This window comes from Solirubrobacter phytolaccae (assembly GCF_027587195.1).
Classification (GTDB): Bacteria; Actinomycetota; Thermoleophilia; order Solirubrobacterales; family Solirubrobacteraceae; genus Solirubrobacter; species Solirubrobacter phytolaccae.
Genome location: NZ_JAPDDP010000044.1, coordinates 26,652 through 46,012 on the forward strand (window position 1 = coordinate 26,652; position 19,361 = coordinate 46,012).

A 19,361-nucleotide genomic window follows, 5' to 3' on the forward strand; every position below is an offset into this window, starting at 1 on the left:
CTTCAGCCGAGCTCGACGGCCTGCGGCAGCCCGAAGGTCGGGAACGTCTTCGGATTGCTCGTGCTGCGCTGGACGCGCGTGCTGACGCGGTAGATCGCGGCCGGGGCACCCGCGGGGACGGCCACGGTCGCGGTGAAGGCGCCGCGGGCGTCCGGCTTCACACGCGCGACCGGTGTCTCCGCGCCGCCGCAGGTGAGCTGCTGGGTAATCACGATCTGCGCACGCGGGCGCGCGAACGGGGCGACGACCCGGCCACGCAGGCGGACGCTGCCCGCGCGCACGACCGGCGGCTCGACCACGACGCGGCGCGTGAGCTTGAGCTCCGGCGAGCGCTGGCGGCCGACGCGCGCCGAGTAGCGGGCGCGGGTCGTGCCTCGGTGGGCCTTGGGCGGCAGCGGCGCGGTGGTCGAGAACGAGCCGTCCGCGGCGATCGTGGTCTTCGCCACCTGGCGGCCGTCCGCGTAGTGCAGGCCGACGGTCTGGCCGGCGAGGGCCGTGTCCGCCGCGCCGACGAGCGTCACGCGCCCGCTGCGCTCCAGCACGTTGAGCAGGACGAGCGGGCGCTGGGAGCACGCGCGCGTGAGGTCCACCTTCGGCGGCGCCGGGACGACGACCGGGCCCGGACCCGGCAGCGGTGTCGGGTCCGGGCCCGGCGTGGGCTCGGGGAGGGCGAGAGCGACGCCGCGCTCCGTCGTCGTGCTCGAGCTGAGCGCCACCGGCAGCCCCATCGTGGCGCCCTTGTAGGTCGTGTCCGCAGTGTTGGTGATCGCCGTCTCGCCGGCCCCGACCTTCACCTGGAAGCGGGCGGTGTACGTCCCGCCCGAGGCGATGGCGGGGGCGGCGAAGCGGACGGTGTCCGCCGCCGCGTCGAACGTGGCGGTGCCGGCCGCCGGCGTGATCGACGCGGAGCCGGGCACGTAGGTCGTGCCGGCTGGGATCCGGTCGGCGACGGCGAGGTCGACCGCCCCGTCCTGGCCGCCGTTGCTGCCCGTGACCTCGTAGGTCAGGACGTCGCCGGGCACGGCCTTCCCGCCGGTGCTGTCGGTGACGGTCATGGTCTGGGTGACGTCCGGCATGTGGAGCTCGGTCGCGAACGTGACGACCGCGGGCAGGTACACGTCGCCGAACGTGGTCAGCCGGACACGCGCCGCGGTGGCGTCGTTGCCCAGCGCGCCGGTCGCGTCGATCAGGTCGGCGTCCATGCCGAGCGTGTTCGAATGGCCCGGCTCGCGGCCCGCGACCTCGATGCCGCCCGTCGAGACCGTCGAGTTGAAGAGGTTGGTCGCCGGGTTCGTCGCGTTCGCCAACGGCTGGAACGTCGGGACGGCCGGGCCGCCGGTGACGTCCGCGATCGCCGCTCCGTCGCCGGCGACGCCGCGGTCGCCCTCGTAGGTGATGAACCCGACGGTCGTGCGGACCGGCCCGGTCTTCGGCGTCTGGAACCCGGTCACGTCGATGTCGCGCGGCGGGTCACCCTCGTTCACCGTCCGCAGGCCGTCGAACACCGTCAGGTTGCGTGCAGGCTCGGTCCCGAGGCCGTACGCGACGACCAGTGCCCAGCCGGCGGCCTTGCCGGTGCCCGTGACTCCGGGGATGTCAGCGACCGTGTAGCGGCCCCCGCCGCCCGCCGCGACCGCCGCGGTCACGTCCGCGATCCCCTGGTAGTAGCCGTAGGTCGACAGGTCGTACGGCTTCGTGGGGCTCACGGCGACGTTCGCCGCGGGCGTGACGAGCCGCACCGTCGAACCCGCCGGCGGTGCCTCGCCCGCGCCGAACCAGTACAGCCGCGCGGACAGCACGCTCGCGCCGGCCGGCAGCGCGAGCTGCGCCGAGGAGGAGTTGGTGAACGGCGGCGTCGCGCCGACGAACAGCTCCTCGAACCAATCGTTGTTGATGCTCCAGTCGGGGGCGGCCCCGGTGAACGTCGCCGGCGCGGTGCGCGCGACCGCGCACTCCGCGGACTCCGGGCACGTCATCTGCGAGTTCGCCGCGATCGCGATGTTGCCCCGCACGTTCTGGCTGAACGCGACGCTGAACTCGCGGTCGGCGTGCGCCATCGGCGCGCCGATCAGCAGCAGTACGGCAGCGAGCAGCAGGCTTCCACAGCGCATCATCGGGCAGGTCCTTGTCGGATTTCGAACACCTTGAGGCGGCGCGAGAATACCCGAGCGGACCCGTCGGTCCGGACGCACCGGGGTACGCTCCGCGCGTGGACGCGTGGCCCGATTCGACGTGCGAGTGCCATACGGGGGCCGAAGCCGCGGGCGGCGAGCGGTCCGACGCCGGGGTCGTGTGCCTGGTCTGCGAGTACCCCTGCAACCTCCTCGCGTGCGTGGAGGGCAATCGCCGTGACGCTGCGGACGTGGGCGAGTCGCTGATCGAGGGCAGCGCGAGCGCGATGTGGCTCCCGACGCCGAAGAGCCGCAGCGAGCTGCCCCGCGCGGACTGAAGGTCAGTCCAGGAACGACAGGACGGTGTCCGTGAACGCCTTCGGCGCCTCCTCGGGGACCCAGTGGGCGGTGCCGGGGATGATCCGGTCAGTGACGTCGTCGGCGACCTCGCGCAGCATCTCGGCCATCAGCGGGCCGGTGGTCGACCGCTCCCCGCCGACGGCCAGGACGGGCACGGCGAGCTTGCCGTTGGCCTCGAGCGCGGCGCGGTTGTCGCGCGCGTCCTGCTCGAACGCGCGGTAGACCTCGAAGCCGGCGCGCATCGCTCCCGGGGCGGAGTAGGCGGCCGCGTACACGTCGATGTCGGTCGCCGACGGGTCCGTCGTGCGGGCGTCGAAGAAGTACTGCAGGTACTGGCGCTCGCGGCCCTGGACGAGCAGCTCCGGCAGGTCACGGGCGCCGTGGAAGGCGAAGTGCCAGACGCGCGGGTCGCTGCGCAGGCGGTCGAACACCGCCGTGCCGGGGATCGGCGCGTCGACGAGCACGAGCTGCGAGAGCTCGTCGCGGAATCGCTGCGCGTAGGCGTAGGCGACCATCAGGCCGATGTCGTGGCCGGCCAGCGCAATCGGCCCGTCGATGCGCAGCGTCTCGCGGACGAGGTGCCGGATGTCGCCGGCCATCGTGCGCTTGTCGTAGCCGCCCGCGGGCTTCCAGGAGTTCCCGGCGCCGCGGTAATCCGGCGCGACGACCCGGAAGCCGGCCTCGGCGAAGGCGCCGATCACGTGGTGCCATTCCCACCACGTCTGCGGGAAGCCGTGGAGCAGGACGAGGGTGCGGGGTCCGTCGCCGGCGGTCACGTAGTGCAGCCGCAGGCCGGGCTCGATGTCGGCCATGTCGTGCTTCATGGCGCGGCAGTCTCGAACTCGCGTGCCAGAAGCGCAAATGACGCTTCGTCACCCACCGCATCAGCGCCGCTTATGCATGCGTCGGCGTGAGGCCGCGGCACAGGGCCGCGGCCTCACTCGCGACGTCCTACGGGTTGGTGGTGGACAGCGTGAACGTCACCGTCTTCGAGTAGGAGCCGGTGCGCAGCGCGTCGGTCCGCTTGACGAGCTGCTTGAACGTGGCCACGACCTTCTCGTTGGCGGTCGGAGCGGTCCAGGCGGTCTTCGCCAGCTCGATGCGGAGCGGCTCGGGCAGCAAGAACGCGCCGTTGGTGAGGAAGCCCGGGGCGGAGACGGACAGGGCGGCGTCGCCGGCCGAGCTCGTGACCGTGAGGTCGGTGGTCGCCGTGTAGTCCCTGTCGATGCCCGGCGTGAACGCGCCGAAGCTGGCCGGGGCGCCGAGCGAGAGCGCCAGCGTGGCCGGCACGGCACCGCCGACGGTGCCGGTCGTCGAGGTGGACGTCGGGTTGTTGATGGACGCCTGCAGCAGGGCGATGACCGCGCGCGCCTGGCGCAGAACGGCGTCACGCGCGGCGGGGTCGGCGGTCAACCGGGACGTCGCCTGGGAGGCGACGTCCTCGAGGAAGAAGATCGCCGTGTACTTGTCGCCGGCCGTGCCGTAGGCCTCGGCCTGGGCAGCGGACGCCTTCAGGCGCGTGCCCGTGGCCGCGTCGATGCGGGTGCCGTAGTCGTTGACGAGGTCACGGATGTCCGTGTACCAGGCGGGATCGCGCGTGAAGTCCTTGACGATGTAGCCCTTGGCGGCGTTGCTGAGCGTCGTCGCGACGACCTTGTCGACATAGGACTGCACGGTCGGGTAGAGCGTGGCGAGCTGGGCGTCGGTCATCGGCAGCGAGCTGCCGTCCAGCGCGCAGAAGCCGCCGCCGCTGTTGGTGCCGGAGTTGATGCGGATCGCCGCCTCCTGCTGGGACAGGCGGATGCCGCCCTGGGCGAGGCCGTAGCTGTCACGCGTGATCGCGCCGCCCGCCGGGGTGGCGGTGGTGATCACCGGCGCCGACGGAGGCTGGATGCCGTAGGCGACCCAGCGGAACGTGTGGTCGGTGAGGGCGTTCTGGACCATGTGCTGCGGGATCCGCGAGAGGGACGGCAGCGTGCACGTCTGCGGCTCGCCCGGGTAGCCGCCGGGGTAGGTGCCCTGGTCGCGCTTGCGCAGCGGACCGTAGTCGGTGATCAGCTTCCAGTCGCCGTGCGAGGCGCCCGCGACCTCCCAGTTGCGGAACGTCGGCGAGTCGGCCGCGCGGGCGGCGTTGGCGATGCCGAAGGAGATGTCGCCCTCGGAGTTGATCCGGAAGATCGGGGTCGGCAGGTCGGTGCGCATCACGCCGCCGCCGCCGTGCAGGATGAACGCGTCGAGGATGTTCGAGAGCGGCTGGACCGAGTTCGCGTACGTGCGCAGACGGCCCGCGGACTGCGAGTGGCCGGTCGCGATCACGTACTCGGGCGCGGCGAGCGAGCCGAGCGGGTCCAGGCCGGCCGGCGAGCGGACGGCCTTGACCGCCTGCGAGAACACGTCGTAGGACAGCGAGTCGTCGGTGATCGTGTTGTTGGCGGTGACGTCCAGCGCGCCGTAGCGCGACGGGCTCCACAGCTTCAGGCCGGTCGCCGAGTGCAGGCCGACACGCTGGGCGGAGACGCCGACCCACACATAGCCCTGCTGGATCAGGTGCTCGTGCGTCTGGAACCAGTCGACCTCCTGATCCCAGCTGTTGCTCACGTTGGTCCACTCGGCGATCACGATGCCGTTGAACTTCGCGGGCGCGGTGGGGCGGCGCACGACGATGCGGGTGCTGTACGGGTGCCCGGTGGAAGTGACCGTGGCGTTGGTGGTGCCGTTGGCGTTGTAGCGGGTCGCCTGACCGGAGATGAAGTACTCCTCCTCGACGTAGCCCGCCTTCGCGAGATCCACGTCGGACGCCAGGAACGGGTAGCCGCGGGCGGCGTCACCGACCGGCGACGTACGCGCCACCGGCCCGGTGACCGCCGGAGCCGGGACGCTCGCGCCGGTCGCCGTCGACGGGCGCGGGGCCTCGCCGTTGGGACCGGGTGGGACGGCGACCGCCGGAGCGGCGAAGCCGACGGATGCAGCGAGAGCGGCCACGAGGGCCGCACCGCGCAGGCGCCGCTGGACAGGGCGTGCGGACAAAACTCCACCTCAGAAGTTGGGAACCGGCGGTTTTGACGACTCCACGCCAAAACCTGAGCCGCATTATTTCCGCGCCTGGTTACACGTGTCAAGCGGGGCTCGCGCCACAGCGAAGTCGGCGCTACGACCCTTGTCCGCGGGGGCTTGACGCTCGCCCGCGCGGGCTCCACGCTGGGTCGTCGATGCAGGAGCAGGAGACGCCGGCCTTCGTGGCCACGATCGCCGGAGCGCCGGTCGCCACGCCGGCGCCGGTGCCCGTGCCGGCGTTCGCGCCGACCGCGGAGCAGCGCGTCGTCACCGCGCCGACCGCGGAGCAGTCGGCCGTGACCGCACCGCCGCCGCGGCGGCGGCCACGCGCACGTGGACGGCGCTCTCGTCCGCGGCGCGTGATGACGCGGGTGTTGCTCGCGGGGATCGTCGTCGCGTTCGCGGTGTACGCCGTCGGGACCGGCAGCAACCTGGTCCAGCGGCTGCGCGACGGGGCGAGCGTGCGCACCGTCCCGGCCGACGGCCGCTCGTTGTTGCGGGCCGTCGCGCTCGAGCGCGCGCTGCAGGCGCTGCCGCCGGCCGCTCAGGTCGAATCGCTGCGCGTCAGCGCCGACCGCCTGGAGGCGCGCGTCGCCGTCGGCAACCGCGTCCGGCTCGTGCGCGTCACGGAACGCGGCTGGGTGGCCGAGACGCCGTCGACGAGCGCGCCGACCGGCGCCCGCGTGCGGATCGACCCCCGCGCGCCCGCGCGGCTGATCCGGACGGTCACGCGCCGCACCGGCCGCAGCCCGGCGCGGGTCGCCCACGTGACGCTCGAGACGGCCCGCTGGCAGCTGGTGTTCAAGGACGGCGCGCAGTTCTCGGCGAACGTGCACGGCCGGGACGTCCGCCGCGGCTGACGGCCCCAGCGCCCTCGCTGCTCGGCTAGGAATCCGGTGCGACGGGTACACACGCGACCGCAGGGGTCATTCGCAAGGGGAGGTCCATCTTGTTGTCGATGCTCGACCGTGAGCGCACGGTCGCTCCGGCGAGCTACCGCCGCTGGCTGATTCCGCCCGCGGCGCTCGCCGTCCATCTCTCGATCGGCCAGGTATACGCGTTCAGCGTCTTCAAAGAGCCGCTGGTCGAGCACTTCGACACCAAGCTCACGCCGATCAGCGTGATCTTCAGCATCGCGATCGTGATGCTCGGGCTCTCGGCCGCGATCGGCGGCACGTGGGTCGAGCGCAGCGGCCCGCGCAAGGCGATGTTCGTGAGCGCGATCTGCTGGGCGACCGGCTTCTTCGTGTCCGCGATCGGCGTGGCCACCGACCAGCTGTGGCTCGTCTACCTCGGCTACGGCGTGATCGGCGGCATCGGCCTCGGCATCGGCTACATCTCGCCGGTCTCGACGCTGATCAAGTGGTTCCCGGACCGGCCGGGCCTGGCGACCGGCCTCGCGATCATGGGCTTCGGCGGCGGCGCCCTCGTCGCCAGCCCGCTGTCGGACACGCTGCTGACGACCTTCGACGGCAGCATCGCCGCCTCGTTCGTCACGCTCGGCGCGATCTACCTGGTGATGATGATGCTCGGCGCGTTCACCGTGCGCCTGCCCGCCGAGGGGTGGAAGCCGGACGGCTGGGAGCCGTCGCAGGCGACCGAGCGCAAGCTCGTCACGCGCGGAAACGTGACCGCCAACACCGCGATCCGCACGCCCCAGTTCTGGCTGCTGTGGGTGGTGCTGTTCTGCAACGTGACCGCGGGCATCGGCATCCTCGAGCAGGCGTCGCCGATGATCCAGGACCACTTCGACACCGTCAGCGCGGCGGCCGCGGCGGGCTTCGTCGGCCTGCTGTCGCTGTGCAACATGGCGGGGCGGATCGGCTGGTCGTCGACCTCCGACGTGATCGGCCGCAAGGCGATCTACGTCGTGTACCTGGGGGTCGGCGCGGCCGCGTACTTCCTGCTCGCCTCCACCGGCACCGCGTCGATCGCGTGGTTCGTGCTGCTGACCGGCATCATCCTGAGCTTCTACGGCGGCGGCTTCGCGACCGTACCCGCGTACCTGAAGGACCTGTTCGGCACGCTGCAGGTCGGCGCGATCCACGGCCGGCTGCTGACCGCGTGGTCGGCGGCGGGCGTCGCCGGGCCGCTGATCGTCAACGCGATCGCCGACTCCGAGAGCGCCGCCGGCAAGTCCGGCGCGGACCTGTACTCGCTCTCGCTCTACATCATGGTCGGCGTGCTGGTCGTCGGCTTCGTCGCGAACCTGCTGATCCGGCCGGTCGCCGAGCGCCACATGGAGCCCGAGGAGCACAGCGGCCGCTTCGCCCGCGAACCCGAACCCGCATCCGTCAAGGAAGGAGCCCGCTCATGATCTCCGACTCGGTCCGCGGCATCGCGCTGTGGTGCATCGTCGCCGCGGCGCTGGCCTACGGCGTCTTCAACACGCTCACCAAGGTCGTCGAGTTGTTCTAGGGGTACAGCCGCTGGTAGGTCGCCCAGACGTTCCCGCCGTACCCCGTCTCGTTCGGGTTGTTCTGCTGGGCGACCGCCTCGACCAGCGCCTGCTCGGTCGGCTGCGGGGTCTTGGCGAGCTGCGCGTCCACCCGGGCGCGCACGACCGGCCCGGCGAGCGCGGTCCCGCCCGAGGAAGTGGCGACCGTGTTCACGCGCGCACCCACGTTCCCGGGCATCAGGTCGACCGCGAGCCGCTGCCACGCCGCGCGGTTCTCGCCCCAGTTCTTCGGCGTGCGGATGTAGGACGTCAGCGAGCCGACGCCGAGCCCCAGCCGGTCGCCCTCGGGGATCTCCTCCGCGGCCTGCTTGGGCGTCTTGGTCTTGCCGAGCTCGCCGTGCTTGGTGTCGATCGTGCCCTTCAGCGTCACGGCGCTGAACATCGTCCGCACGTGCTCGTCACCGAGGCCGGTCGGCGTGATCACGGCCTGCTGGTCGCGGATGAAGTCGTCCGCGGTCGTGCCCGCGGCGGACGCGGCGTTGATCGCGCTCAGCAGCGGCGGGACGCCCTGCACGCGCAGGAGTGCGGCGTCGATCTCCTCGCGCGTGAGCGGCGGCTCGGCCAGCGCGCGCAGCGAGGTGTGGCGGCGCAGCGCGTCGAGCGCGTAGGGCATCGTCGCCTGCTCGATCGACGCCATCGACGCCTTCACGCCCGCGACCGTGTCCAGCGAGGACTCGCGCGGCGAGGGCGCGTCACCGCCGCGGTTGGTCTCCCACACGCCGATGCAGTTGGAGATGCGCGTCGTGAGCTCCTCCGCGGTCGGCAGGGCGACGGCTTCCGCCGGGGCCGCCTGGCGGGAGAGCATGGCCGTGACGCTCGCGTTGCCGGCCGACTGCTGCAGCGCCAGCACGCGCTCGAACGGGGAGACCGGGGCGCGCATCGCCACGGCCGACTCAGAGCGCTCGCCAGGCCGCTCCCGCACGGTTCGCCTCATTGCGCGGAGTCTGCCGATCCGGTCGGCGGGATGCGACGCTTAAACGACCTGGTAGCGCGATGTGTCCGTACCCGGACCCCGGCTACGGCCCGAGGTCGATCGCGCGCTCGACGTCGGCGAGCTTCGGGTCCGGCCCGAACCCGGTCACGACCCAGGTCGCGCCCGCCGCGAACCACGGCGCCGGGTCGACCTCCGGCGTGTTCACGATGATCACCGGGAAGTCCTCGCCGAGCGCCTCCCGCATCGCGTGCACGTCCTCCGGCGACTCGGTCTCGACCGGGAAGAAGCCCTGCCAGCGCTTGGCGCGCTCGAGCGGCTTCTTGCGCGGCCAGCGCCCGCCGACCCAGACGGGGATCGTCCCGTTGACCGGCCGCGGCTCGAACTCGCCCTCCCAGTAGCGCACGAGCTGCTCGAGGCCCTCGTCGAGCAGCCGGGCACGCTCGCGCATGTCGCCCTCCTCGCCGAAGCGCTCCGGATCGAACTCGCCCGTGGTCTCGGAGCCGATGCCGACGCCGAGGATGAGCCGGCCGCCGCTGAGGCGGTCCACGGACACCGTTTCGCGCGCGAGCTGATGCGTCCGCCGGCGCGGGAGCGGCGTGATCAACGGCCCGATCTTCACCCGCTCGGTGACCATCGCGACGGCCGCGAGCGTCACCCACGGGTCGGCGAGCTTCTCCACGGGCGGCTTGTACGCCACGTGGTCCCAGACGAAGAACCCGTCCCACCCCTTGGCCTCGGTCCGTTGTGCCAGCTCGGCGACCACACGGGGCTCGGACAGCTCCCCGAACGGCGCGACGAAGATCGCGCGCTTCAAGACGTACCTCCCAGTCGTTCGACATCACGGCGCCACAACTCCCGCTGCACCTTCCAGCGCATCCACCCGATCATGGACCGGGCGAGGAGGAAGACCAGCGTCGGCAGCAGGATCGCCAGCACGAAGACGTGCTCGATCGGCTTGCCCGAGTTCAGCGCATCTTGCACGGCCGGTCGGATGTCGACGCCGATGACGAGCGCCGCGATCACGCAGCAGTACAGCGATGTCGCAAGCTTCCCGAGCGCGGACAGCCAGCGGTTCAGCCGCACCAGCGTGTCCCACGCGACACGCCGGACGGTCAGCTGCTCGAACAGCGTCGCCCGGCGCGTGCCCTCGGGCGAGAGCTTGGCCTCGATGACCGTCTTGGCGCGCGAGGCGAGGGGCACGCGCCCGATTATCCCGGCGTGACAACCCGCAAGTAGCATCGATCGGGTGCGTTCACTCGCTCTGATCTTGACCGCGGGGCTGCTCGTGTCCGCCTGTGGCGAGGCGCCGAAGCCCGCTGCCAACGCGCGCGTGACGCTCAAACTCAGCCTGCCGGACGACGGCGGGATGGTCCGTGACGAGCGCGTGGTCGTGCGCGGGACGGTCAGCCCGGCGGACGCGTCCGTGCGCGTCGGGGGCGAGGACGCCGAGGTCGACGGGGGCGAGTTCAGCAAGGAGGTCGCGCTCGCGCCGGGCGGGAACGTGATCGACATCAGCGCCTCCTCACCGGGCCGTCGGCCGGCCACGGACGCCGTGCGCGTCACGCGCGACATGCGCGTGGACGTGCCGAACGTCGTCGGGCAGGAGGTCGATCCCGCCAAGACGGCGGTCGGCAACGTCGGCCTGAAGGTCGAGGAGGAGCAGCGCGGCGGCTGGCTGGACCGCGTCATCCCCGGCACCGACCACGTCTGCGCGACGCGCCCGGCGGCAGGCACGCCCGTGGACAAGGGCACGACGGTCACGCTGGTCACCCAGCGCGAGTGCCCGACCGGCCCGTAGAGACCTCTAGACGTCGGGAACGGCCAGGATCATCGTGATCCGCGGCTTGCCGCGCTCGATGATCACGTCCCACGTCATCGTCCCGGTCGTGGCGCCCGTGCGGTACCGGGCGCTGGCGCGGCCGACCGCGCCGCCTTCCGCCTCGAGCCCTTCCAGCACGAACTCCGACTGCGGGCTCTCCGCGAACTGCTCACGGTAGACGTCGACGACCTCGGCGCGGCCGCGCTGGCGGTCGGTCGGGAACACGCGCTGCGCGTCCGACGTCAGCAGGCGCGAGATCTTCGCCGCGTCCTCGTTCGAGTAGGCGGACGCGAACTGGCGCGCGAGCCGCTCGGCCTGCGCGTCGCTGACGGGGGAGCCCGGGGGCGGGATCTCGTCCCCGCCGCCGGGGATCGCGGCGACGGCGATCGCGCCGGTCGCCAGGACGGTCGCCGCGCCCAGCAGCAGTAGTCGCGGCCGCTTGCGCGCGCGGTAGGTGCGCAGCGGCGACGTGTCGTGGGCGGAGTCCGGAACGTCGGGGTCCGGGGCGGCCCACACGCCGGGGTCCCGCCGGATCGTCGGCGCCGCGGCGCCCCGCGCGACCGAGCGCTCCTCCTCGGTGACGGACTGCCCCTGCGCGGCGGCGAGCGTCGCACGGCCGAAGTCACCCGCCGACGGGAAGCGGTCGGCGGGGTTCTTGGCGAGCGCGCGGGCGAGCACCCGGTTGAACTCGGGGCCGGCGCCGATCGCGACCGGCGGCGGCTCGTGCAGGTGCGCGAGCATCGTCTGCGGGACGGTCTCGCGGATAAACGGCGGGCGGCCGGTGAGCGCGGCGTAGAGCACGCAGCCGAGCGCGTAGACGTCCGCGCGGGCGTCGCTCGGACCGGGCTTGAACTGCTCGGGCGCCATGTAGTCGACGGTGCCGAGGAAGTGCCCGCCGGTCGTGACGTTGGTCTCCGCGCTCGCGAGCCGCGTGAGCCCGAAGTCGGCCAGGTAGGCGTGATCGCCGCTGAGCAGCACGTTGGCGGGCTTGACGTCCCGGTGCACGAGGCCGGCGGTGTGCGCGGCGTCCAGCGCGCCCGCGACCTGGTTGATGATGGCCGCCGCCCGCTCGTGCTCGACTCGCCCGTGCGCGCGCAGCTCCTTGTGCAGGTCGGTGCCCTCCACCCAGCGCATCACGATGTACAGCCGCCCGTCCTCCTCACCGGCCTCGTACACGGGGATGACGTTCGGGTGATCGATCGCCGCCGCCATCCGCGACTCGCGCTGGAAGCGCTCCCGGAAGTCGCTGTCGGCGGCGTGCTCGGGCGCGATCAGCTTCAGCGCGACCGGCCGACCGAGCGAGAGCTGCGTCGCCCGATAGACGATGCCCATCCCGCCACGACCGGCGACCGACTCGATGCGGCACCCGGCAATATGAGCGCCCTCGAGCACATCGGTCACGCATTCAAGTGTGACGAACGCGCGACCCGTTCCCGTGCACTGTGAGCCAGTCGGCCAGTGCCTCGGCCAAATCGGCGCGTTTGCGCGCGTGGCCGACGTGGAGCTCGGCCCCGATCACGGTCTCGGCCGGCATCGGCATCTAAGGTGCCCGCGATGGACCCGATTGATGCCGAGCGCCTGCGCGAAGACCTCGAGCGGCTCGTCCGCATCCCGTCGATCGCGTTCGACGGGCATCCGCGGGCGCCGCTGGACGAGGCCGCGGCGCTGGTGAAGGAGCTGCTGCCGGGCTCGCGGTACGTCGACGTCCCCGGCGAGGCGCCGAGCGTCTACGCCGAGTACGGCGAGCCGGGCACCGGGCCGACCGTGCTCCTGTACGCGCACTACGACGTCCAGCCCGCGCCGACCGAGGGCTGGGAGAGCGACCCGTTCGAGCCGACGCTGCGCGGCAACCGCCTGTATGGGCGCGGCGCCGCCGACGACAAGTCCGGCGTCGTCGGCCACCTCGCCGCGCTGCGCGCGTACGACTTCAAGCCGCCCGTGCACACGAAGGTCCTGATCGAGGGCTCGGAGGAGAACGGGCGCCAGCGCATCCTCGAGGTCGTCGACGCGCAGCCCGACCTGATGCGCGCCGACCTGCTCGTGATCGCCGACGGCGGCAACTGGAAGCTGGGGGAGCCGACGCTGTGCACGACGCTGCGCGGCCACGGCAAGCTCACGGTCACGCTCCGCACGCTCGAGAACGCGCTGCACTCGGGCATGTTCGGCGGGGCCGCGCCGGACGCGCTGCTGGCGCTGGTCCGGCTGCTCGCGACGCTGCACGACGACGACGGCAACGTGGCGGTCAAGGGCCTGAGCGACTCGACCTGGGCCGGCGCCGACCTCCCCGAGCCGGACTTCCGCCGCCAGGCGGGCGTGCTGGACGGGGTGTCGCTGATCGGCGGCGGGAGCGTCGCCGACCGCCTGTGGGCGAGCCACGCGGTCTCCGTCCTCGGCCTCGACGCGCCCGCCGTCGAAGGCGCCGGCAACATCGTCATCCCGGTCGCGCGGGCCAAGGTCGCGGTGCGCATCCCGCAGGGCGCCGATCCCGTCGACTCGATGGACGCGGTCGAGCGGCACCTGCGCGCGCACACGCCGTGGGGCGCCGCGTTGGACATCGAGGTCGAGCCGGCGTCGTCGCCGCTCGCGCTCGAGGCCGACGCCGCCGCGGCCCGCGCACTCGAAGCGGCGTACGGCAAGCCGGTCGCGGTCATGGGCAGCGGCGGCTCGATCCCGCTCGTCGCCCGCCTCGCGGAGGTCTACCCGGAGGCGAAGATCGTGCTCTGGGGCGCGCAGGACTCCGACGCGGCGCAGATCCACGCCGCCAACGAGTCCGTCGACCTGACCGAGCTCGAGGCGATCGCGCGCACCCACGCGCTGCTGTTGCAGCAGCTCGCGGAGAGCGAGGGCTGATTCCCGCCCGCCCCGTCGGGCGGGCGAGAGTCAACCGGCGGCGCCGGTTGGAACACGGGCGCTGGGCTTGTCCTTGCCCACACAACGTCCCTCACGAACCGAACGTCACAAGGTGTTGACGGGTCAGGTCCGCGCGCGGACGACGACACGCTCGCAGGTTGCGGAAACGAGATCGATCGGGTCGACCCGGGCAACGTCGTTCCCAGGGCCGCACACGATCCGGTCGGGCTCGCCGTCGCGGGCGTCGAACCGGTCGTTCCCGCCGGCGCCGTAGAGCTCGTCGCGTCCCTTGCCGCCGGTGATGGCGTCGTCACCGTAGGAGCCGCGAAGCACGTTCGCGGCGTCCGTGCCGAGCATCGTCCGCGGCCCGGCGTCGGGGTGGTAGTCGTGGCTCTCGTACGGCGGATCGGTCTCCACGTCCTCCACATCCGCGAGCACGTTGTTGCCTTCCCCGCGCAGGCCGTCGTCGGCCCGCCCGTCGAAGCTGAGGCTGAGCGGATCGAGCTCGCGCCGGCGCAGGTTCACGGTGTCGATCCCGCCGCCGCCGACGACGGTGGTGCCCGCGTACGGGTACAGCTGGTCGTCGCCTGGCCCGCCGTCGATCTGACCGCTCGCGAAGCTGCCCAGCTCGTCGTCGCCCGGGCCGCCGGAGAGCGTCGCGGGGATCCTGCTGGTGATGCGGTCGTCGCCCGGACCGCCGATGACGACTGCGGTGCGGACCCCGGGACACTGGTACTCGCGCTCGGCCACGACGCACCCGTCGACCGAGACCGGGACCTGCATCGAGGACGGCGTCACGCTCACCGTGCCGGGCGTTCGGGTGAGATCCACGTGGACCGACGGCCGCAGGTTCCACGGGGTCGGTGCCGAGCCGAAGGTGTACGTCACCGTGCCGTCGCGGTTGACGAGCGAGTCCGCCGGGGGTGGCAGCGGCCCGGGATCGCCGTCGGGGCGCTCGCACGTGTCCGAGACCTGGTCGACCGGGTCGGCGAGCACGGTGTCGGTGCCGGGGCCGCAGACGACGCGGTCGGGCTCGCCGTCGCGCGCGTCGACGGTGTCGTTGCCGTCGCCGCTGCTGAGGACGTCGCTTCCGCGTCCGCCGACGAGCGTGTCGTCGCCACCGCCCGTGGTGAGGTGGTTCGGCCCGTCGCTGCCGGTGAGTGAGACGGCGCCGCTCGGGGTGGACCGTTGCGCCCCGATCAGGACGTCCTCGACGTCGTCCTCGAGCCGGCCGTCCGCGAAGGTCGGTCCCGCCGCGGGCAGCCGCGCCACGTCGATCCCCGGGCCGCCGCGGAACCGGGTGCGGTCGGTGCCCACGAGGACGTCGTCGCCCGCGCCGCCGCGAAGCTCGATGTCGCCCGGTCCGGCAGTCAGCAGGTCGGCCCCGGCGCCGCCCGAGACCACGGCCGGGATGCGAGCGCTCGAGACGACCGGCTCGTCGGCACCGCCGCGCAGGTCCATCACGATGCGCTTCACGCGTGTGCACACGACGCCGCCCCGGCGCGCCCTGCAGCCGCGCTCGCGCAGCTTCGGGGCGTTGGTGACGCGCACGGTCGTGCCCGACGCGTTGACCCAGGTCTTCTCGGCCTGGGCCGAACCCGTGTAGGTGAGCGTGCCGCCGCGGTTGACGACCTTGGCGGCGTGCGCTGGGGCCGCGAGGACCAGCAGGGCGGCGCCGACCGCGAAGAGCTTCCGGATCACTCAGGCTTGAACGGACTCGGGCCCGTGGAGTTGCGAGGCTCCGGTGTTGAAGTCGATCGTGACCGTAATGGCCTCGCCGCGCGCGTAGGTGAGGACGTTGTCGTGGACGGAGACCGTCCGGTAGGGCGCGTCGGCGAAGGCGCGGCGGGCGGCGAGCAGGTGGCGGTAGTGGTGCAGGAGCGAGTCGGGATCGTCTTGCTGGGTGGCGACGTTGACGGCCGTGTGGTCGGGCGCGAACGGCAGCCACGCGTGCTCGGCCTCGGTGAACGAGCCGTCCGCGTCCCACTGCATCGGCGTGCGCACCGGGTCGCGGTTGCCGAACACCCACGGGTCCACCCGGCGCTCGGGCGGGATCTCGACGTCGCGCATGCCGATCTCGTCGCCGTAGTAGAGGGTCGGCGTGCCGCGCAGGGTGAGCAGGAGCGTCGCCGCGGCGCGCTCGTGGCCGGGCGGGAGGCGGCTGGCGAGCCGCGGGCGGTCGTGGTTGCCGGCCACCCAGTTCGGCCACGCGCCGTCCGGCAGCGCGCCCTCGTAGCGCTCGATCAGCTCGGCGACGTCGTGCGCGGTCCAGGGGGTGGAGAGCAGATGGAAGTTCGAGGGCAGGTCGAGCCCGGACGCGTAGTAGGCGACGAGCCGCTCGATCGGCAGGTACAGCTCGCCCACGAGCAGCCGGTCGCCGACCGTGGCGCGGAAGGCGCGGATCGCGTCCTGGACCTCGGGGCGGTCGGTCGTGAACTCGGGGAGGAGCGCGGAGTAGGGATCGTCGCCGGGGCTGAAGTCCGGATTGGGCGGGTTGTCGCGCCGCTGGTCGTCCTTGAACAGCTGCCGCAGCGCGTCGATCCGGAAGCCGTCCGCGCCGTGCTCGCACCAGAACCGCAGCACGTCGAGCATCGCGGCGCGCACGTCCGGGTTGCGCCAGTCCAGGTCGGGCTGCTCGGGGAGATAGGCGTGGTAGTAGAAGCGCTCCCCGTGCGGGCTCCAGGCCGGCCCGCCGAAGTTCGAGACCCAGTTGTTGGGCACCTCGTCCGCCCAGATGAAGTACTCGGAGTGGTCCGTGAACCACGGATGCTCGATCGACGTGTGGTTCGGGACGTAGTCGAGGATGAGCTTCAGGCCGAGCCGGCGCGCCTCTTGCGCCAGCGCGTCGAAGTCCTCGACGGTCCCGAACAGCGGGTCCACGTCCCGATGGTCGGCGACGTCGTAGCCGAAGTCGGCCATCGGCGAGCGGTAGAACGGGGAGAGCCAGACGCCGTCGACGCCGAGCCACTTCAGGTAGGGCAGCCGGCGGCGGACGCCTTCGAGGTCACCGACGCCGTCGGCGTTGGAGTCCTGGAACGAGCGCGGGTAGACCTGGTAGATCGCCCCGCGCTGCCACCAGGTCATCCGGCGATCCTACGCGCGCACCCGCTTGGAACGCGTCGGTGCGATCGCGGCCGTGCCGAGGTACTCCGCGACATACGACCTCGCGCGCTTGATCTTCACGCGATAGGTGCAGTCCGTGCGGAGCGTGGCGGTCTTCCCGCCGACCCGGACCTTGCCCGTGCACGGGACGTTCGCGGGCAGCGTCACCTTGCCCGTCGCCGTCAGGTTGCGGATGCGCAACGTGATCGCAGTGGCCTTGAAGCGTGCGACCGTCTTGGTGGTCGTGACGGCGGCGGTCTGCCCGGACGAGTCCGTGGCGATCGCGGTCAGTGTGTTGCGCCCGACGTCGCCGGCGGTGGGCGTGAACGCGCAGTCGTACGGCGCGACGGTGTCGACGCAGATGACGCGGTCGTCGTCGAGCCACCGGACGCTCGCGATCCCGCGGTCGTCCTCGACGCTGACGCCGAGGTCCGTGCCCGGCCGCCACGCGATCCGCGGGGCCGCGTCGTCGATCGGGACGGCCGGGCGCTCACCCGCGACCAGGATCGTCTCGCACGTGGGGCTGACGACGTCGAACGGGTCCACGAGCGCGGTGTCGGTGCCGGCGCCGCAGCGCACGCGGTCGGGCAGACCGTCGCGGGCGAGCAGCGTGTCGTCGCCGTCCCGGCCGTCGAGCACGTCGATCCCGCCGCCGCCCGTGATCGTGTCCGGCCCGGTGGCGCCGATCAGCTGGTTGGCGTCGTCGGTGCCGACGAGCGTGATCGGCCCGTACGGCGGCGCCGGAGGATCGGCCGGGTGCGGCATCGCGTCGCCGACGTCGACGTTCTCCAGATCGGGCAGGAAGTTCGCGTGGGTGCCCGCGTGGCCGTCGTCGGCGACGCCGTCGAGCGTGAGCGTCACCGGACCGGTGAGCTTCACGTTCCACGGCAACTGGTAGACGGCGTGGTCGACGCCGGCGCCGCCCCCGACCGTGTCGCCGCGCTGGGCGTAGAACGTGTCGTCGCCGGCGGCGCCGGTGAGCGTGTCGGCCGCCTCGCCACCGACGATGAAGTCGCGCCCGCCGCCGCCGTCGGCGATCAGCGGGACGCGCAGGCCGCCGGCTTGGACGGCGTCGTTGCCGGCGCCGCCGACGACGACGACCTCGTTGACGCCCTCGCAGCGGAAGAACGTCGCGGACGACGACGTCGTGGCGTCCGTGGTGCAGCCGGTGGCGGTGATGGGATCGCGGTTGCCGTTCTGCGCGATGGCGGACAGCGCGTACTGACCGCCGTAGTCGAACGACACGTCGAGCGGTTCGCCGGACGTGCCGGTCAGGGTGACGCGGCCGTTGCTGTTGACCAGCGTCGCGGCGTCGGCCGAGGTCGTGAGCGCCAGGAAGGCGAGCAGGAACGCGAGGCGCCTCATCGGACCGTCCTCACCGGGGAACGCTTGGCGGTGATCGCGTCGGTGCCGCCGTAGGTCGCGACGACCCGGCCGCCCTTGAGCGAGACGACGCGGTACGCGCAGCTCCGGCCGAGCTTCGCGGTGCGGGTCGTCGTGCCGGCCTTGACCGTCACGGTGCCGCTGCACGGGATGCCGTTCGGCAGCGTCACCTTCCCGGAGGCGACGAACCGCTTCCCCTGTCGCTTGACGGTCAGGCTCACCGCGCGGGGGGTGAACTTCGGGACGACGAGCGTCCGGATCGCGGTGCTCGTCTGGCCGGCGGTGTCGCTCGCCACGGCGACGATCGTCTTGCGGCCGACGTCGGCGATCCCCGGGGTGAAGCGGCAGACGAACGGAGCGGCCTTGACGGTGCAGAGCACGGTCTCGCCGGCGCTGAAGCGCACCTCGGCGACGCCGCGATCGTCGGTGGCGTCGACCGTGAGCGCGCTGCCGGCTCGCCAGGTGAGCTGCGGCGGAAGGTCCTGAACGCTCGGGACCGCCGTCGCCGTGACCTGGACGTCTTCGCAGCCCTCGGCCACCTGGTCGGCGCTGTCGACGAGGGCGATGTCGTTGCCGTCTCCGCAGCGGACGCGGTCCAGCTCGCCGTCGCGGGCATCGAGCGTGTCGTCGCCGCCGTTGCCGACCAGCACGTCGCTGCCGGCACCGCCGGTGATCCTGTCGGCGTAGTCGCCACCCGTGAGCGTGTTCGGGCCGGCGTCGCCGGTGAGGATCGCCGGGCCGCTGCCCACGAGCAGCTCCTCCACGCCGTCGACGATCCGGAACGGGCTGTCGCCGACGACGCCTTCGAAGGCGCTGTCGAGCGTGAGGCTCTGGGTCACGTCGCTGGAGCCGCGGCTGACGAGCTGGTCGATCCCGCTGCCCCCGCGGATCGTCGTCTGGGTGGGGGTGCGCAGCACGTTGATCACGTCATCGCCGGGGCCGGCGTCGAGCACCACGCGCGGGCCGCCCAGCAGGAAGGCGAGGTCGTCGCCGTCGCCGAGGTCAGCGACGACCGCCTGCACGCCCGGGCAGAAGTAGCCCTGGTTGAGCGCGTCCGTGAGCGTGCAGCCCTCGGCCGACGTGAGGCGGTAGACGAGGACACCGCCGGGGTAATCCCGGACCTGGAAGTTCTCGCCGGCGCCTGGAGCCCCGGTGTAGGTGAGCGTCCCGCTCCGATTGACCGCTGTCGCCGCGTTGGCGGCGGGCGCCAGGGCAGCGCACAGCAGCGCCGCTCCGAGGCCAAGCATCCCTGCTCGCATCCGTCCCCCGTTGAGTGGTGAGGATCGAACG

17 protein-coding genes are annotated in these 19,361 nt (G+C 72.6%); 6 read left to right on the plus strand and 11 right to left on the minus strand.

From position 1 onward, the window contains the following. Positions 1–2: 2 nt before the first annotated feature. The gene (locus OJ997_RS21770) at positions 3–2,114 is read right to left on the minus strand and encodes a hypothetical protein (RefSeq protein WP_270027343.1); all 2,112 of its coding nucleotides are present in this window, start codon (positions 2,112–2,114) and stop codon (positions 3–5) included. Positions 2,115–2,209: 95 nt separating this feature from the next. On the opposite strand from OJ997_RS21770, the gene OJ997_RS21775 reads away from it, so the two are divergent. Further along, complete coding sequence (locus OJ997_RS21775) at positions 2,210–2,449, plus strand: hypothetical protein (RefSeq protein WP_270027344.1); 240 nt, start codon at positions 2,210–2,212, stop codon at positions 2,447–2,449. A 3-nt stretch (positions 2,450–2,452) separates the two neighbouring features. Here OJ997_RS21775 and OJ997_RS21780 read toward each other — a convergent pair whose 3' ends face one another. Together OJ997_RS21780 and OJ997_RS21785 are read right to left on the minus strand one after the other, a co-directional pair. Beyond that, a complete protein-coding gene (locus tag OJ997_RS21780) occupies positions 2,453–3,295 on the minus strand; it encodes an alpha/beta fold hydrolase (RefSeq protein ID WP_270027345.1) in 843 nt (280 codons plus the stop codon). A gap of 127 nt (positions 3,296–3,422) precedes the next feature. Then, positions 3,423–5,498 (minus strand): alpha/beta hydrolase domain-containing protein, encoded by a 2,076-nt coding sequence (locus OJ997_RS21785; protein ID WP_270027346.1) that lies wholly within the window; start codon positions 5,496–5,498, stop codon positions 3,423–3,425. A gap of 182 nt (positions 5,499–5,680) precedes the next feature. On the opposite strand from OJ997_RS21785, the gene OJ997_RS21790 reads away from it, so the two are divergent. The 3 genes from OJ997_RS21790 to OJ997_RS38245 all read left to right on the plus strand — a co-directional run bounded on the left by OJ997_RS21790 (position 5,681) and on the right by OJ997_RS38245 (position 7,943). After that, complete coding sequence (locus OJ997_RS21790; protein ID WP_270027347.1) at positions 5,681–6,385, plus strand: hypothetical protein; 705 nt, start codon at positions 5,681–5,683, stop codon at positions 6,383–6,385. A gap of 98 nt (positions 6,386–6,483) precedes the next feature. Continuing rightward, entirely contained in the window at positions 6,484–7,842 is a 1,359-nt protein-coding gene (locus OJ997_RS21795) for an L-lactate MFS transporter (RefSeq protein WP_270027348.1), read from the plus strand. Beyond that, on the plus strand, positions 7,839–7,943 hold the full coding sequence (locus OJ997_RS38245; RefSeq protein WP_443732124.1) for an MFS transporter small subunit: 105 nt from the start codon (positions 7,839–7,841) through the stop codon (positions 7,941–7,943). The genes OJ997_RS21795 and OJ997_RS38245 overlap by 4 nt, the downstream gene beginning before the upstream one ends. On the opposite strand, the gene OJ997_RS21800 is transcribed toward OJ997_RS38245, so the two are convergent. From OJ997_RS21800 to OJ997_RS21810, 3 genes are all read right to left on the minus strand, one after another. Continuing rightward, positions 7,940–8,917: a hypothetical protein gene (locus OJ997_RS21800; RefSeq protein WP_270027349.1), complete on the minus strand. Its 978-nt coding sequence runs from the start codon at positions 8,915–8,917 to the stop codon at positions 7,940–7,942. The genes OJ997_RS38245 and OJ997_RS21800 overlap by 4 nt on opposite strands. A gap of 82 nt (positions 8,918–8,999) precedes the next feature. Then, on the minus strand, positions 9,000–9,731 hold the full coding sequence (locus OJ997_RS21805; protein WP_270027350.1) for an LLM class flavin-dependent oxidoreductase: 732 nt from the start codon (positions 9,729–9,731) through the stop codon (positions 9,000–9,002). Continuing rightward, the gene (locus OJ997_RS21810) at positions 9,728–10,117 is read right to left on the minus strand and encodes a hypothetical protein (RefSeq protein ID WP_270027351.1); all 390 of its coding nucleotides are present in this window, start codon (positions 10,115–10,117) and stop codon (positions 9,728–9,730) included. The genes OJ997_RS21805 and OJ997_RS21810 overlap by 4 nt, the downstream gene beginning before the upstream one ends. A 46-nt stretch (positions 10,118–10,163) precedes the next feature. Here OJ997_RS21810 and OJ997_RS21815 point away from each other — a divergent pair, with 46 nt between their 5' ends. Further along, a complete protein-coding gene (locus OJ997_RS21815; RefSeq protein WP_270027352.1) occupies positions 10,164–10,715 on the plus strand; it encodes a PASTA domain-containing protein in 552 nt (183 codons plus the stop codon). A 6-nt stretch (positions 10,716–10,721) separates the two neighbouring features. On the opposite strand, the gene OJ997_RS37725 is transcribed toward OJ997_RS21815, so the two are convergent. Further along, a complete protein-coding gene (locus OJ997_RS37725; protein WP_270027353.1) occupies positions 10,722–12,137 on the minus strand; it encodes a protein kinase domain-containing protein in 1,416 nt (471 codons plus the stop codon). A gap of 153 nt (positions 12,138–12,290) precedes the next feature. Between OJ997_RS37725 and OJ997_RS21825 the strand changes: the two genes are divergently transcribed. After that, positions 12,291–13,586, plus strand: a complete 1,296-nt coding sequence (locus OJ997_RS21825; RefSeq protein ID WP_270027354.1) for a M20/M25/M40 family metallo-hydrolase — start codon at positions 12,291–12,293, stop codon at positions 13,584–13,586. Between the two features lie 123 nt (positions 13,587–13,709). On the opposite strand, the gene OJ997_RS21830 is transcribed toward OJ997_RS21825, so the two are convergent. From OJ997_RS21830 to OJ997_RS21845, 4 genes are read right to left on the minus strand one after another with little or no spacing between them, the layout of a single operon-like run. Further along, on the minus strand, positions 13,710–15,287 hold the full coding sequence (locus tag OJ997_RS21830) for a calcium-binding protein (protein WP_270027355.1): 1,578 nt from the start codon (positions 15,285–15,287) through the stop codon (positions 13,710–13,712). Continuing rightward, positions 15,288–16,670 (minus strand): alpha-amylase family glycosyl hydrolase, encoded by a 1,383-nt coding sequence (locus OJ997_RS21835; protein ID WP_270027356.1) that lies wholly within the window; start codon positions 16,668–16,670, stop codon positions 15,288–15,290. A gap of 9 nt (positions 16,671–16,679) precedes the next feature. Next, positions 16,680–18,053, minus strand: coding sequence for an Ig-like domain-containing protein (locus OJ997_RS21840; protein ID WP_270027357.1), 1,374 nt, complete (start codon positions 18,051–18,053; stop codon positions 16,680–16,682). Further along, positions 18,050–19,318 (minus strand): hypothetical protein, encoded by a 1,269-nt coding sequence (locus OJ997_RS21845; protein ID WP_270027358.1) that lies wholly within the window; start codon positions 19,316–19,318, stop codon positions 18,050–18,052. Before OJ997_RS21845 ends, OJ997_RS21840 begins: the two co-directional genes overlap by 4 nt. Positions 19,319–19,361 lie beyond the last annotated feature (43 nt).